The organism is Amycolatopsis sp. CB00013 (genome assembly GCF_001905755.1).
GTDB lineage: Bacteria > Actinomycetota > Actinomycetes > Mycobacteriales > Pseudonocardiaceae > Amycolatopsis > Amycolatopsis japonica.
This window is the reverse complement of sequence record NZ_LIWC01000001.1, coordinates 816,011-830,493: the sequence shown is the minus strand read 5'-3', so window position 1 is coordinate 830,493 and position 14,483 is coordinate 816,011. Positions and strand designations below refer to the sequence as shown.

The 14,483-nt window shown below is 68.3% G+C and carries 14 protein-coding genes; 4 read left to right on the top strand and 10 right to left on the bottom strand.

Annotated elements, in window-relative coordinates; genetic code table 11:
• Positions 1 to 63 precede the first annotated feature (63 nt).
• Positions 64 to 1,422 (bottom strand): Pup--protein ligase, encoded by a 1,359-nt coding sequence (gene pafA, locus AMK34_RS03645; protein ID WP_037337524.1) that lies wholly within the window; start codon positions 1,420 to 1,422, stop codon positions 64 to 66.
• 147 nt (positions 1,423 to 1,569) lie between these two features.
• On the opposite strand from pafA, the gene AMK34_RS03640 reads away from it, so the two are divergent.
• Positions 1,570 to 3,048 carry a bifunctional phosphatase PAP2/diacylglycerol kinase family protein gene (locus AMK34_RS03640; RefSeq protein WP_038513863.1) on the top strand — a complete coding sequence of 493 codons (1,479 nt, stop codon included), beginning with the start codon at positions 1,570 to 1,572 and terminating at the stop codon, positions 3,046 to 3,048.
• On the opposite strand, the gene AMK34_RS03635 is transcribed toward AMK34_RS03640, so the two are convergent.
• Entirely contained in the window at positions 3,045 to 4,019 is a 975-nt protein-coding gene (locus AMK34_RS03635) for an ArsR/SmtB family transcription factor (protein WP_073842882.1), read from the bottom strand. The two genes, AMK34_RS03640 and AMK34_RS03635, sit on opposite strands and share 4 nt — an antisense overlap.
• 286 nt (positions 4,020 to 4,305) lie before the next feature.
• Between AMK34_RS03635 and AMK34_RS03630 the strand changes: the two genes are divergently transcribed.
• Positions 4,306 to 4,944 carry an RICIN domain-containing protein gene (locus tag AMK34_RS03630; protein ID WP_073842880.1) on the top strand — a complete coding sequence of 213 codons (639 nt, stop codon included), beginning with the start codon at positions 4,306 to 4,308 and terminating at the stop codon, positions 4,942 to 4,944.
• Positions 4,945 to 5,334: 390 nt separating this feature from the next.
• Here the strand turns inward: AMK34_RS03630 and prcA are convergent, their stop codons facing one another.
• The 4 genes from prcA to dop all read right to left on the bottom strand — a co-directional run bounded on the left by prcA (position 5,335) and on the right by dop (position 8,857).
• Complete coding sequence (gene prcA / locus AMK34_RS03625) at positions 5,335 to 6,096, bottom strand: proteasome subunit alpha (RefSeq protein WP_038513871.1); 762 nt, start codon at positions 6,094 to 6,096, stop codon at positions 5,335 to 5,337.
• 52 nt (positions 6,097 to 6,148) lie between these two features.
• Positions 6,149 to 6,985: a proteasome subunit beta gene (prcB, locus tag AMK34_RS03620; protein WP_038513874.1), complete on the bottom strand. Its 837-nt coding sequence runs from the start codon at positions 6,983 to 6,985 to the stop codon at positions 6,149 to 6,151.
• A 77-nt stretch (positions 6,986 to 7,062) separates the two neighbouring features.
• The gene (locus tag AMK34_RS03615; RefSeq protein ID WP_005150863.1) at positions 7,063 to 7,257 is read right to left on the bottom strand and encodes a ubiquitin-like protein Pup; all 195 of its coding nucleotides are present in this window, start codon (positions 7,255 to 7,257) and stop codon (positions 7,063 to 7,065) included.
• A gap of 97 nt (positions 7,258 to 7,354) precedes the next feature.
• A complete protein-coding gene (gene dop, locus AMK34_RS03610; protein ID WP_038513877.1) occupies positions 7,355 to 8,857 on the bottom strand; it encodes a depupylase/deamidase Dop in 1,503 nt (500 codons plus the stop codon).
• Positions 8,858 to 8,900: 43 nt separating this feature from the next.
• On the opposite strand from dop, the gene AMK34_RS03605 reads away from it, so the two are divergent.
• Entirely contained in the window at positions 8,901 to 9,419 is a 519-nt protein-coding gene (locus AMK34_RS03605) for an NUDIX hydrolase (RefSeq protein WP_037337505.1), read from the top strand.
• On the opposite strand, the gene AMK34_RS03600 is transcribed toward AMK34_RS03605, so the two are convergent.
• The 3 genes from AMK34_RS03600 to AMK34_RS03590 are packed head-to-tail and all read right to left on the bottom strand — an operon-like array spanning position 9,416 to position 11,372.
• Positions 9,416 to 10,021, bottom strand: a complete 606-nt coding sequence (locus AMK34_RS03600; protein ID WP_073842878.1) for a hypothetical protein — start codon at positions 10,019 to 10,021, stop codon at positions 9,416 to 9,418. The two genes, AMK34_RS03605 and AMK34_RS03600, sit on opposite strands and share 4 nt — an antisense overlap.
• Before the next feature lie 56 nt (positions 10,022 to 10,077).
• On the bottom strand, positions 10,078 to 11,031 hold the full coding sequence (locus AMK34_RS03595; RefSeq protein ID WP_073842876.1) for an aldo/keto reductase: 954 nt from the start codon (positions 11,029 to 11,031) through the stop codon (positions 10,078 to 10,080).
• A complete protein-coding gene (locus AMK34_RS03590; RefSeq protein WP_038513887.1) occupies positions 11,028 to 11,372 on the bottom strand; it encodes a hypothetical protein in 345 nt (114 codons plus the stop codon). Before AMK34_RS03590 ends, AMK34_RS03595 begins: the two co-directional genes overlap by 4 nt.
• Positions 11,373 to 11,516: 144 nt before the next feature.
• On the opposite strand from AMK34_RS03590, the gene AMK34_RS03585 reads away from it, so the two are divergent.
• Positions 11,517 to 12,428: a DMT family transporter gene (locus tag AMK34_RS03585; RefSeq protein WP_073842874.1), complete on the top strand. Its 912-nt coding sequence runs from the start codon at positions 11,517 to 11,519 to the stop codon at positions 12,426 to 12,428.
• A gap of 54 nt (positions 12,429 to 12,482) precedes the next feature.
• On the opposite strand, the gene arc is transcribed toward AMK34_RS03585, so the two are convergent.
• On the bottom strand, positions 12,483 to 14,285 hold the full coding sequence (gene arc, locus AMK34_RS03580; RefSeq protein ID WP_037337492.1) for a proteasome ATPase: 1,803 nt from the start codon (positions 14,283 to 14,285) through the stop codon (positions 12,483 to 12,485).
• Positions 14,286 to 14,483: the final 198 nt, after the last annotated feature.

Sequence of the window (14,483 nt, the reverse complement as noted above, 5' to 3'; positions counted from 1 at the left end):
GAAGATCTGTGAAGGCCACCTTAGAGCGCGCGGCGCCCTCCAAGATGGCCTTCACGGAGTAATTCAGAGCGAGGAGATGAGCCTCTCGACGCGTTCGTCCACCGAACGGAACGGGTCCTTGCACAGCACGGTCCGCTGCGCCTGGTCGTTCAGCTTGAGGTGCACCCAGTCCACGGTGAAATCGCGCCCGGCGGCCTGCGCGGCGGCGATGAAGTCACCGCGCAGCTTCGCCCGCGTGGTCTGCGGCGGGGTGTCCTTGGCCAGTTCGATCTCGCCGTCGTCGGTGACCCGCCGCACGAGGCCCTTCCGCTGCAGCAGGTCGAAGATGCCGCGGCCACGCCGGATGTCGTGGTAGGCCAGGTCGAGCTGGGCGATCCGCGGGCTCGACAGATCGAGGTCGTGCTTGTTGCGGTAGCGCTCGACCAGCCGGTGCTTGATCGCCCAGTCGATCTCGGTGTCGATCTTGCTGAAGTCCTGCTGCTCGACCGCCTCCAGCGCCCGGCCCCACAGCTCGACGACGCGCTCGGACTGCGGCGACGAACCGGTCTCCTTGACGTGCTGGACGGCGCGGGCATGGTACTCGCGCTGGATGTCCAGCGCCGACGCCTCGCGACCGCCGGCGAGCCGCACCTGGCGGCGGCCGGTGAGGTCGTGGCTGATCTCGCGGATGGCCCTTATCGGGTTGTCCAGCGTGAAGTCGCGGAACTGGACGCCGGCCTCGATCATCTCCAGCACCAGGTTCGCCGAGCCCGCCTTGAGCATTGTGGTCGGCTCGGCCATGTTCGAGTCGCCGACGATCACGTGCAGGCGCCGGTAGCGCTCCGCGTCGGCGTGCGGCTCGTCGCGGGTGTTGATGATCGGCCGCGAACGCGTGGTGGCGCTGGAGACGCCTTCCCAGATGTGTTCCGCTCGCTGGGACAGGCAGTACACGGCGCCGCGCGGCGTCTGCAGCACCTTGCCCGCGCCGCAGATCAGCTGCCGGGTCACGAGGAACGGCAGCAGCACGTCGGCGATCCGCGAGAACTCCCCGGCACGGGTCACCAGATAGTTCTCGTGGCACCCGTAGGAGTTGCCCGCCGAGTCGGTGTTGTTCTTGAACAGGAAGATGTCGCCGCCGATGCCCTCGTCGGCCAGCCGCCGCTCGGCGTCGACCAGGAGGTCCTCGAGGATGCGCTCACCGGCCTTGTCGTGCGTGACGAGTTGGACGAGGTCGTCACATTCGGCCGTCGCGTACTCGGGGTGGGAGCCCACGTCGAGGTAGAGCCGCGAGCCGTTCGACAGGAAGACGTTCGACGAACGCCCCCAGGACACGACACGCCGAAACAGGTAACGCGCCACTTCGTCCGGGGAGAGCCTGCGTTGCCCGTGAAAGGTGCACGTGACCCCGTACTCGGTCTCGATGCCAAAGATCCGCCGCTGCATCCCACCAGAGTAGGCGGTGAGGACCCACTGAAGGTGCGCCGTTCGGGCGGCGACACGCGGTCGGTACGTTGCATTCGGTGAAAGGTGTGCGGGAAGTCCCGATCGGGTATCACGCGCATGACGTCCCGGCCCGGAAGTGGGGAACCCGTGTTAAAGCAGCTCAAACGCCCTTTCCGCAAGGTCGGACGGACCGATCGGCGGCTGATGGCCCGCAGTGCGGCCCTGCCGAGGACCAGGGCCGACGACGTGATCACCTCACTCTCCAAAAGTGCGGACAAGTCCAAACTCTGGTGGTGTGTCGCGATCGCTCTCGCCGCGAAGAAGGGTCCGACGCGCCGGGGTGCGCTCCGCGGCGTGGCCGCCATCGCCGGGGCCAGCGCGGCGGCGAACCTGATCGGCAAGCCGCTGTTCCCGCGCCGCCGTCCCGCCGCCGAGGAGGTGCCGATGCACCGGCGCCTCGTCCGGCGCCCGACTTCGTCGTCGTTCCCGTCCGGACACTCGGCGTCGGCGGCCGCCTTCGTCACGGCCGTCGCGATGGAATCGCCCAAGGCGGGTGCCGCCCTCGCGCCGCTGGCCGCCGCGGTCGCCTATTCCCGGATCCACACGGGCGTCCACTGGCCCAGTGACGTCGGGGTGGGGATCGGCATCGGCGTCGGCGCGGGCCTGCTGACGCGGCATTGGTGGCCGCTGAACGACGACGTCCCCGGCCGCACCGCGCACACCGCCGAGGCGCCCGAGATGCGCGACGGCGAGGACATGCTCGTCCTGGTCAACCCGCATTCGGGGATCGACGGCCAGGACCCGACCGAGGAAGCCCGCTTCGCCTGGCCCAAGGCCACCATCCTGTACCCGGACGCGAAACGGGACCTGCGCGATCAGCTCTGCGACGAGATCGCCGCCCGCGACAACACCGTGCGCGCGCTCGGTGTCGCCGGTGGCGACGGGACCGTGGCCGCGGTGGCCGCCGTCGCGGCCGACCACGACCTGCCGCTCGCGCTCATCCCGGCGGGCACCCTCAACCATTTCGCCCGCGACGTCGGCATGCGTTCGATGCCCGACGCGGACGCCGCGACCGAAGCGGGCAACGCCGTCGGAGTGGACCTCGGCGAGGTCGAGATCAACGACGACGATGACCACCGCTACTTCGTCAACACCGCCAGCCTCGGCGGCTACCCGGAGATGGTCCGCATCCGGGAAAAGCTGCAGAAGCGGCATCCGAAGTGGCCGTCCGCGGCGATCGCGCTCGCCCGCACCCTCCGGCGTGCGAAGCCGCTCGAAGTGACCCTCAACGGCAAGCACACCAGCATCTGGCTGCTGTTCGTCGGCAACGGCACCTACTCGCCGAAGGGCTTCGCGCCCTCACGCCGCCCGGCCCTCGACACCGGGCTTCTCGACGTGCGCTACCTGCGCGCCGACGTGCCGTACTCGCGGGCGCGGTTCATCCTCGCGACGATCACGAACAGCCTCAACGCCAGCCACGTCTACCAGGAGCTCGACGTCCCGGAGCTGCACGTCCGGCTGCTCAACGGCAACCGCCGGGTCGCCACCGACGGCGAGGTCGGCCCGCTCGGCAACGACTTCCGCTTCCGGTCGCGGCCCAGCGCGCTCACCATCTACCGGCTCTAATTACCGAGCAGCGCGGTGCCCAGGGGCGTCAGCGCGTGCAGCACGGCGTTGCGGTCCCGTTCGGTGGTGATCAGCCCCGCGCGCCGCAACACGGCGGCGTGCTTGCTGGCCGCCGACGGGGTCACGCCCAGCCGGGCGGCCAGCTCCGACGTGCTGCAGCCGACCGCCAGGACCGCCAGTGTCGCCGCCCGCGTCGGGCCGAGCAGGTCGGCGAGGGCGGTGTCCGGCGATCTCCGCACGTCGCGGCCGTATCCGGTCGACGGGGCCGCCTGCCGCACCGAGGGGTAGAGCAACCGCACCGGTGATCGTCCCGCCGCAGGGACGATCACCGGGCACACCGCGAAGTACGTCGGCGAGATGATCAGCCCGCCGCCGTCCGCGCCGCAGGAACCGACGATCCCGTCGCCGACCTCCAGCACCGGCGAAGCCCAGCGCACCAACGGCCGCAGACTCGTGAGCATCGCGTCGGCGCCGTCGTGCAGGAGCAGTTGCGCCCGCATCCCCCGGTCCGCGTCCACCTGTGCGCGCGCCGGCTCCCAGCCCGGCGCCAACGACAGTTCGAAATAGTCCTGCATCGCCTGGACGAGCTTCGGCAGCCCGGCCGTGTCCCCGTCCGGCAATCCCGCCGCCCACGACGGCAGCTCCCGGTTCACCGGGAAATCCCGCAAGGCCGATTTCAAGCACAGCGGGTCGGTGCGGGCGACTTCCGCGAGCCCCGCCTCCAAACCACTTTCGTCCACGCCCGGCACGAGGAACGCCGGAATCGGCGCGTACGGGCGGCACAACCACAACAGCACCGAAGCCGACTCCCCCAGCCCGAGCCGGACCCGATGCCGCCACCGGTTGAACAACGCCGAACCCGCGTCGCGCCGTTGCAGGATCTGCAGACTCGAAACCAGCTCGGCCAAGGGATCGGCTTCGGGCGCGAGCCGCACGCGCGTCAGGTCCTGCAACGTCAGCTCGATGCGCACGGGTGTCCTCGCCTTGCTCGAAGTCGTCGCCGTGTGATCGCGAGGCGCGCCATTCCGTTACATCGCTGAACAGCATTATTGCCGCTATCGGAAATCTCCTCGACGGCCGTGGTTCAGACCTGAATGATGTTCGGAGAAGGCCCGCTTCTCGGGGGTTTACGCGGAGCCTTCCACGAGGGGGATTCATCGGCTTGGCCTGCGGGCCGCGTTTCGTCGCGGCCTGTCGTCCTCTGCCGTTCCCCTTCACCTCACTGGGAGAAAACGCTTTCCACAAAGGGGAAAGAAAATGACGAAAATGAAGCGCCTGGCGGGAATCATCGCCGCCGCCGCGGGTGTCCTGACCCTGATCACCGCTCCGGCCGCGAACGCGGCCCCGAAGCCCGCCGGCGACGGATTCAACACGGTCACCGTGCACGGCATGAAGCTCATCCCGGTGAAGCGCACCTCGACCGGTGCGCGCACGCAGGCCGCGGGTGTCGCCGACGCGGACATGTACCTCATCCCGTCCGGGCTCAACCCGAACAAGTGCTGGGACGCCGACCTGAACACCATCAACCGCAACGGCACCAAGATGCAGCTCTGGGACTGCAACCTGAACGCGGACCACCAGGCGTTCTACATCACCGACAACCCCGAGGGCTACTCCCGCTTCCAGAACGTGGCCAGCGGCCGCTACCTGGACGCGGACCTCAACAGCATCAACCGCAACGGCACCATCGTCCAGCTCTGGGACTTCATCGCCGGCGCCAAGAACCAGTGGTGGAGCGGCACCGTCAACCCCGAGGGTTACGTCCGCTTCCAGAGCCCGGCCAGCGGCCGCTACCTGACCGCTGAAGGCAACTCGTCCACCAACGGCACGCGGCTCCAGCTGTGGAGCTTCATCGCCGGCGGCCGCAGCCAGTGGTGGGGCGACACCCCCGCCTGATCTCGGCTGATCGCTCCGTGAAGGCCTCCTTCCCTACTCTCAAGGTAGGGAAGGAGGCCTTCACGGCCCTCTGGCGTCCACGTCGCTCAAGTGATCCCTGATTCGCTGCCGAGGACCGAACCGCCGCTCCCGTAGCCGACCGGGGGGCGAAGGCTCCTTTCGCCGCATCAGACTCGGTGAAAAGAGCCTTCAGCCCACACCACTCCGCTAGTGCCTACCCGCGCAGGCCCAGTGGCTGCTGGTGGCGACCATCGCGTCCGTGAAGGCCTCCTTGAGGGACCCAGAGTCCCTCAAGGAGGCCTTCACGGCGTTCCACTGTGTACAAACGTCAGCGAGAACGCGAAGGGCCCCTTCCCAAAGTGGGAAAGGGCCCTTCGCGTACAGAGAGGCTCAGTCCTTCTTGGACTCACCTTCGGGCTTGTCGCCGTCGGCGTCGTCCTTCTTCGGCTCTTCGGGCTCGGCGGGCAGCAGCGCCTCCAGCGCCGCACCGGCGACCCGGCGGAACTTGCGGCCCCGCCGCTCCCGCTCCAGCACGGCGACCTCGAGCTTCACCGGGTCCGAATCGCCGTTCGCGGGTGTGGGAGTGTTGTCGCGCAACGCCTTCACCGCGACACCGAGCGCCACGCCCAGCTCCATGTCCGGCTCGAAGCTCTCCTTCAGCTTCGTGGTGAGCGTGTCGGCCTGACCGCCCATCACGACGAACTTCGGCTCGTCGAAGATCGACCCGTCGTAGGTCAACCGGTACAGCTGGTCCTCGGCGGCGGTCGCGCCGACTTCGGCGACGCAGACCTCGACCTCGAACGGCTTCAGCTGCTCGGTGAAGATGCTGCCCAGCGTCGCGGCGTAGGCGTTCGCCAGCGCACGCGCGCTGACGTCCCGCCGGTCGTACTGGTAGCCCTTCAGGTCCGCGTGCCGGATACCGGCGACACGGAGGTTCTCGAACTCGCTGTAGCGGCCGACGGCCGCGAAACCGATCCGGTCGTAGATCTCCGACACCTTGTGCAACGTCGCCGAGGGGTTCTCGGCCACGAACAGCACGCCACCGCGGTACTTGAGCACGACCACGCTCCGGCCACGCGCGATGCCCTTGCGCGCGATCTCGGAACGCTCCCGCATCAACTGCTCGGGAGAGGCGTACAACGGCATCGTCACTGTGGTGCTCCGCTCTTTCGGGCTCTCATCGGGAAGGGGACAGGGAGGTTGGCTAGCGTCCGCGCTCGGCTCGTCCGGCCACGACCGCCTCGGCGACCGCGGTCGTCTGCTCGACCGGCAACGCCACCGCACCCTGCTCCGCGGTGACCGTCACGATCGTCGGGAAGATCCGGCGCACCAGATCCGGTCCGCCGGTCGCGCTGTCGTCGTCCGCCGCGTCGTACAGGGCCTCCACCGCCGTCCGGATCGCGCCTTCGGCGTCCGCGTCGGGGTCGTACAGCTTCTTCAGCGAGCCCTTGGCGAACAGCGAACCCGAGCCGATGGCGTGGTAGCCGGCGTTCTCCTCGTAGCGCCCGCCCGTCGCGTCGTACGAGACGATGCGGCCCGCGTGCTTCGCGTCCTCGGCGTCGAGGTCGTATCCGACGAACAGCGGCAGCACGGCCAGCCCGGCCATCGCCATCTCGAGGTTGGACTTCACCAGCCCCGCGAGCTTGTTCGTCTTGCCGTCGAGCGAGAGCGAAACGCCCTCGATCTTCTCGTAGTGCGCCAGTTCGACCGCGTACAGCCGCACCATCTCGATCGCCAGCCCGGCCGAGCCCGCGATGCCCACCGCCGAGTACTCGTCGGTGACGTGGACCTTCTCCATGTCGCGTGAGGCGATCAGGTTGCCCGACGTCGCCCGCCGGTCACCGGCGATCAGCACCCCGCCCGCGAACTTGACCGCGACGATCGTCGTGCCGTGCGGCGCGTCCAGCCCGCCCGCGCCCGTCGCGACCCGCCGCTCCGGGAGCAGCTCGGGCGCCTGCGCCCGAAGGAAGTCCGAGAACGACGAGGTCGCCGACGAGAAGTACGCGGCGGGCAGCGCCGACTTACCCGAGGTGTGTTCCATACGTGCTCAAAGTTCCAATCTGTGTGATCCGCCGGCTCCGCACAGGCGGCCCCGGCCCGGGGCCGCCGGAAAACGAGCTACTCGCCGCCCTTTTGCACGTACGCGCGCACGAAGTCCTCGGCGTTCTCCTCGAGCACGTCGTCGATCTCGTCGAGGATCGTGTCGACGTCCTCACCGAGCTTCTCGCGCCGCTCCTGGCCCGCCGGACCGCCGCCCTCGAACTCTTCGTCCGAGTCGCCTCCGCCGTGCTTTTCGATCTTTTCCTGAGCCATCTCGCCTCCCGGTGTGGCCGATGTTTCCTAGCCTACCCAGCGGTCCCGACATTCCGTGGGATCCGTGATCGCTTAACCCCGATGAAAGGAAATCCCGCTAGTCCGAACCGGTGAGCGCCTCCACCAGCTCCTCGGCGGTCGCGGAGTCGTCCAGCAACTTCCCCACGTGGGCCTTCGTGCCCCGCAACGGCTCCAACGTCGGGATCCGCACCAGCGATTCCCTGCCGACGTCGAAGATGACCGAATCCCACGACGCCGCGGCGATGGAGTTGGCGTACTTCTCCAGCGTGCGGCCCCGGAAATAGGCCCTGGTGTCCGAAGGCGGGGTCGTGACCGCCTCCAGCACCTCCTCCTCGGTCACCAGGCGCTTCATCGAACCCCTGGTGACGAGCCTGTTGTACAGGCCCTTGTCCAACCGGACATCCGAGTACTGCAGGTCGACCAGCCGCAACCGCGGCGCGCCCCAGGCCAGCTGGTCCCGCGCGCGGTAGCCCTCGAGCAACCGCAGCTTCGCCGGCCAGTCCAGCCTGTCCGCGCATTCCTGGGGGTCCCGTGCCAGCGCGTCGAGGATCTCGCCCCAGACCCGCAGGACCTCCTTGGAGGCTTCGTCCGCGCCGGTGCGCTCCAGGTTCGCCGACGCGATCTCGTGGTAGGCGAACTGGAGGTCCAGCCCCGTGTACTTGCGCCCGTTGGCCAGCGACACCTTGGCCTTCAGCGTGGGGTCGTGGCTGATCTGGTGCACGGCCCGCACCGGCTCGTCCAGTTTCAGATCGTCGAACCGGATACCCGCCTCGATCAGGTCCAGCACCAGCGCCGTCGTGCCGACCTTGAGATACGTCGAGTACTCGGCCAGGTTCGCGTCGCCGATGATGACGTGGAGACGGCGGTACTTGTCCGCGTCGGCGTGCGGCTCGTCGCGGGTGTTGATGATGCCGCGTTTGAGCGTCGTCTCCAGGCCGACCTCGACCTCGATGTAGTCGGACCGCTGCGAGAGCTGGAAGCCCGCTTCCTCGCTCTGCTGCCCGACGCCGACCCGGCCGGAACCCGTGATCACCTGTCGGGAGACGAAGAACGGTGTCAGTCCCCCGATCACCGCGGTGAACGGGGTCGACCGCTGCATCAGGTAGTTCTCGTGCGTGCCGTAGCTCGCGCCCTTGCCGTCGACGTTGTTCTTGTACAGCTGAAGCGGGGGCTGCCCGGGAACGGTGGCCGCCTTGCGCGCCGCCTCCTCCATGACCCGTTCACCCGCCTTGTCCCAGATGACCGCGTCACGCGCGTTCGTCACCTCGGGCGCCGAGTACTCCGGGTGAGCGTGGTCGACGTACAACCGCGCCCCGTTGGTCAGGATCACGTTCGCCGCGCCGAGGTCCTCGACGTCCGGGTCGTGCCCTGGGCCGCTCGGGCCGGTCAGGTCGAACCCGCGGGCGTCGCGCAGGGGTGATTCCACCTCGTAGTCCCAGCGTGCCCGCCTCGCCCGCGGGACGTCCGCCGCGGCCGCGTAGGCGAGCACGACCTGGGTCGAGGTGAGTACCGGGTTCGCCGTCGCGTCGCCCGGCACCGCGATGCCGTACTCGACTTCGGTTCCCATGATCCGCCGCATACCCACCACCCTACGGGGTCTGAGGCGTGCGACGATGCCCCCCATGTCAGGCAGTGACGAACTCGTTGCGCTCTATGACCTCGACGGAACCGCGGTGGGTGCGGCCACGCGCTCCCGGGTCCGCGCCGAGGGACTCTGGCACGCGGCGGGCGTGGTGTTGGTCCGTTCGAGTGACGGAGAGCGTGTCTACGTGCATCTCCGTACGGCCACCAAGGACGTCTATCCCTCCACATGGGACTGCTGGGCAGGCGGCATCGTCGCCGCGGGCGAGACGCCGGAGGAATGCGCACGCCGGGAACTGGCTGAAGAACTGGGTGTTCACGGAGTGGAACTGCGCCCGCTTTTCGTCCACGTCACCGACGACGACACGATCCGGGCCCACAACTTCGCCTTCGAAACGCGCTGGGACGGCCCTTTCGTCCATCAGCCGTCCGAAGTGGTCGAAGGACGGTGGCTGACGCTGAGTGAGTTGCGTTCGTGGCTCGACGATCCGGAGAGCCGGTTCATCCCGGACGGTCGGCTGGGCGCCCTGGAGTGGTTTCGGCGACGAGACTCGCGCTAGGCCGAACGGAGGCGCTGCGCGACGATCGGCAACAGCCGCTTCGCCGCGTCCGTCGCCCGCGCTTCGGTTCCGGCGGTCACGCTGAGGGCGGAGACGAGTTTCCCCTTGGCGAGCAACACCGTGCACGTCGTGTCCGCGCACCAGGCGCGCTGGACCTCGATGCCGGTCTGCTTCGTCAGGGTGAGTTTCCTGCCTTCGCAGTCCGCCTGGGTGACGACGTCCGACGCGTCTTGGTCGGTGTATTCGGTGACCTGGTGTTCCAGCGTCGAGCCGCTCGGGTACGACCACGATGCCGAACGGCTCGTACCGCGGGTCAGACCGGTCAGACAGCCGGACACCTTGCTCTCACCGGGAACGACCTCTTCCTCGGCGACGTCCTCGTCGGTCAGCAACGCGGCGGAGACGGCCGCGGGGACGGGAGCCTGGGTCGACGACGGAGGAACCGGATTGGCCTGCGGCTTGACCGAAGGCTGTGCGGGCTCGACCGTGGGCGTCGGTGTCGGGTCGTCGTAGTAGGTGTCGAGGTCGTTGGGACGGTCGGCGCATCCCGACAGACCGAACAGCGCGACCGTCGCCACCGCGAGTACCTGCCGATGACGCACTCTCGAGTCCTCCCCGATGTCCCGCCTGACGTTTGCCGCGAGACTAGTCCAGCCCTTCACCGCCAGCCGAGGCAGGACCTGTGCCGCCAGTACGCGGACGGCTCCTCGGCGAGCGTGGCGAGTTCCGCGAGTTCGTCGGCGGTCAGCTTTACCTTCGCGGCAACGAGATTCTCCCGCAGCTGCGCCGTGCTCGACGGCCCGATGACCGCGACCGGCCGCCAGTCCTGCGCGAGCACCGCCGCGATGGCCACCGCGTCCGGCCCCGTCCCGCGCTCCCGCACGATCCGCGCGAGCGGCGACGGCGGCTCGACCACGAGCCGTCCGTTCGCGACGGTTTCCTTGACCAGCACCCGTTTCCCGGCGGCGTGCGCTTCCGCGAGCGCCGGGCCGACCGAGGGTTCGAGCAGGTTCCACGTCGACTGCACGGCGCTGAACACCGGCGTTCCGGCCACCTCCAGCTCGAACGCCCGCCGTACCGCGTCCGCCTGGGCGGGACCGGACGTGGAGAAGCCCACCGGGACACCGCCGGCGGCGAGTTCGGCGAGCGCGCCGATCAGCCGGTCGTCGGTGAACAGAGGACTGTCCACAGTGAGCGAGTGGACCTGGTAGAGCGAAACCGCCTTTCCCAGCAGGTCAACGGTTTCCGCCCACTGCCCGGCGAACCGCGCGGCGGTGTGCTCCTTGACCTCGTGCACCGGCGCGTCGAGCTTCCACTCCCCCACGTAGCGGTAGCCCCATTTGCTCGACACCGTCACGTCCGCGTGGCCGCGGTCGGCGAGCCAGCCGGCCAGGAACTCTTCCGAAGAACCATACGAACGGGCGACGTCGATCCAGCGGACGCCCGCGCCGTACGCGTCGTCCAGCACGGCGTAGGTCGCCGCACGCATCGCCTCGAACCCACGTCCCGACGGCAACGCCTCGGCCCGGCCGAGGTTGATGTAGGCGGGCCTGCCGAGTGCCGCCAGCCCGACGGCGATCCGGTCGCCGACGGGGATTTCCGTGTCCGTCACCGGGCTCCTTCGTTCTTGTGGCGGAGGATCGCGAGCCACTGGCCCGAATTCTGCGCCTGCCGGTGCAGCTTTTCGAGGCGGGCCGCCGGGGCCCGAACGTAACCCTTGCCGAACACCGGCGCGATCTGGCGGAGGCTGGCACCCTCCTCCCTCGCGGCGAGCAGCGCCCAGTCGGAGGCGTCGGCGCAAGCCGCGGAAGCGCGGCGCAACTCGCCGAGCAGCTCGATCAGTTCGGGCGCGCTCACCTCGCCCGACCGGACGGCGGCGGCCGTGGTTTCCAGCCAGGCCAGGACATCGGCTTCGGTGATCGGCGCGCGCGGGCGCCCGGAGGATTCGCTCACAGCCCGGAAGTATAGGTCGTTATACGGACGATTCGGCCGAGCGCCACGCGGGAGGCGTCGGACACATCGTCCGAAAACCGCTGGAGCGCAAGGGGGATGCCGGGATTCACTGAGCGCGGACTTGCGGAATCAGGAGAAGGACAATTGGGACGTTTCAGTATCGCGATTCGGTTCGCGGCGCTCGCGATCGTATGGGGTGCGAGTTTTCTGTTCATCAAGGTCGGTCTCACCGGCCTGTCACCCGCTCAGGTGGCACTCTCCCGCGTTTGCCTCGGCGCGGTGGCGCTGATGGCCATCGCCGCCTGGCGTCGTAAGCCACTCCCCCGCGATCCGGCGCTCTGGGGCCATCTCGCGGTCGTCTCCGTGCTGCTGTGCGTCATCCCGTTCCTGTTGTTCTCCTGGGCCGAGCAGTACATCTCGTCCGGGCTCGCCAGCATCTTCAACGCGACGACACCGCTGATCACCATGCTCATCGCCGCCGCGGCGCTGCCGTCGGAACGGTTCACCAAGGCCCGCACGACCGGCCTGATCCTCGGCTTCCTGGGAGTGCTCACCATCGTCGGGGTCTGGCAAGGGATCGACGTCTCCCACGAGCTGACCGCGCAGCTGGCCTGCTTGGGCGCGACGACCTGCTACGGGATCTCGTTCGTCTACGTGCGACGGTTCATCTCCTGGCGGAACCTCGACGCGCCGACCATCGCGCTTGGGCAGGTCTGTTGTGGCGCCGTCGTGATGCTGGCGCTGGCGCCGTTCATCGCGACGACGCCGGTGCGCCTCGACACGCCGATCGTGCTCAGCATGATCGCGCTCGGGGCACTCGGAACCGGTCTGGCGTACGCCTGGAACGCGTCGATCATCGCGGCGTGGGGCGCATCGAACGCCTCGGCGGTGACCTACCTCACACCCGTTGTCGGTGTCCTGCTCGGCGTTCTCGTACTCGACGAACCCCTGGCGTGGAACCAGCCCGTCGGCGCGCTGCTCGTCGTCCTGGGCATCCTGGCCGCACACGGGCGGCTGAGCCCGCGCAAGAAGGTCGAAGAAGCCGTGGCCGTGTGACGCGAAGGGGCCCTTCACCGCAACTTATGCGGTGAAGGGCCCCTTCGGTTCGAACTACAGGTACTGACCGGTGTTCGTGGCGGTGTCTATCGCCCGCCCCGAATCCTGGTTCTTGCCGGTGACGAGCGTGCGGATGTAGACGATCCGCTCGCCCTTCTTGCCGGAGATCCGGGCCCAGTCGTCCGGGTTGGTGGTGTTGGGCAGGTCCTCGTTCTCCGCGAACTCGTCGACGATCGCGTCCAGCAGATGCTGCACGCGCAGGCCGGGCTGCTTGGTCTCCAGCACCGACTTGATGGCCGACTTCTTCGCCCGGTCCACGATGTTCTGGATCATCGCGCCCGAGTTGAAGTCGCGGAAGTACAGGACTTCCTTGTCACCGTTGGCGTAGGTGACCTCGAGGAACCGGTTCTCGTCCGTCTCTTCGTACATCCGCTCGACGGTGTGCTGGATCATCGCGTCGAAGGTCGCCTTCACGTCCCCGCCGAACTCGGCGAGGTCGTCCGCGTGGATCGGGAGACCGTCGGACAGGTACTTGGAGAAGATGTCCTTCGCGCCTTCGGCGTCCGGACGCTCGATCTTGATCTTGACGTCGAGCCGGCCCGGCCGCAGGATCGCCGGGTCGATCATGTCCTCGCGGTTGGAGGCGCCGATGACGATGACGTTCTCCAGGCCCTCGACACCGTCGATCTCCGAAAGCAGCTGCGGGACGATCGTGGTCTCCACGTCGGAGGACACGCCCGAACCGCGGGTGCGGAAGATCGAGTCCATCTCGTCGAAGAACACGATCACCGGGGTGCCTTCGGAGGCCTTTTCCCGAGCCCGCTGGAAGATCAGGCGGATATGCCGCTCGGTCTCCCCGACGAACTTGTTCAGCAGTTCCGGACCCTTGATGTTCAGGAAGTAGGACTTCCCGTCCGCCGAGTCGCCGCGGGCTTCCGCGACCTTCTTGGCGAGCGAGTTGGCCACCGCCTTGGCGATGAGGGTCTTTCCGCAGCCAGGAGGCCCGTAGAGCAGCACGCCCTTCGGCGGACGCAGCTGGTACTCCTGGTACAGATCCGCGTGCAGGAACGGAAGCTCGACGGCGTCGCGGATCTGCTCGATCTGCCGGGTGAGGCCACCGATGTCCTCGTAGCGGACGTCGGGCACCTCCTCCAGCACGAGATCCTCGACCTCCGCCTTCGGCACGCGCTCGTAGGCGTAACCGGCCTTCGAGTCCACCAGCAGGGAATCGCCCGGCTTGAGGGGCTGTTCGGCCAGCGGGTCGGAGAGCAGGACGACCCGCTCCTCGTCCGCGTGACCGACCACGAGCGCACGGGGGCTGCCGCCCTCGACGTCCGGGGCCAGCACCTCGCGCAGCGCGCAGACCTCGCCGATCCGCTCGAAGTCACCGCCTTCGACGACGGTGAGCGCCTCGTTGAGCCGCAACGCCTGTCCGCGCTGCAGCGACGAGACCTCGACCGCGGGTGAGACCGAAACCCGCATCTTGCGGCCCGCGGTGAACACGTCCACCGTGTTGTCCTCGTACGCGGTGACGAACACGCCGTAACCGCTCGGAGGCTGGGCCAGCCTGTCGACCTCCTCCCGCAACGCGAGCAACTGGCCACGCGCCTCGCGGAGCGTCTCGACCAGTTTCGTGTTGCGTTCCGTGAGTTGGCTCACGCGTTCCGACGCCTCGGCGAGTCGCTGCTCCAGCACTCGGTTCTGACGTGGGGAATCGGTGAGCTTCCGGCGCAGCAGGGCGACTTCCTCCTCGAGGAAGCGGATTTGACGTGCCTGCTCGTCGGACGTGGTTCCAGCTCCGGTCGTTTCTGAAGGGTCGGCCTCCTCGCGCCGACCTCCGGGAAGGTCATGATGCATCGGGCACCTCCTCGGAGTGCTTTTCATTCCACGGTACCGGCGATCACCGACAATAAAAGGCCTTTCCGCATCACAAGATCGGCGCGTCGCGTTCCGGACGACCCACCAGCACGTACCTTCGCGACGCGCAAGGGGCCATCCCGGTGCCGGGTCCGGCGCACTCATGGTCACAATCCGTCCACCTGGCCTGACCTGCGA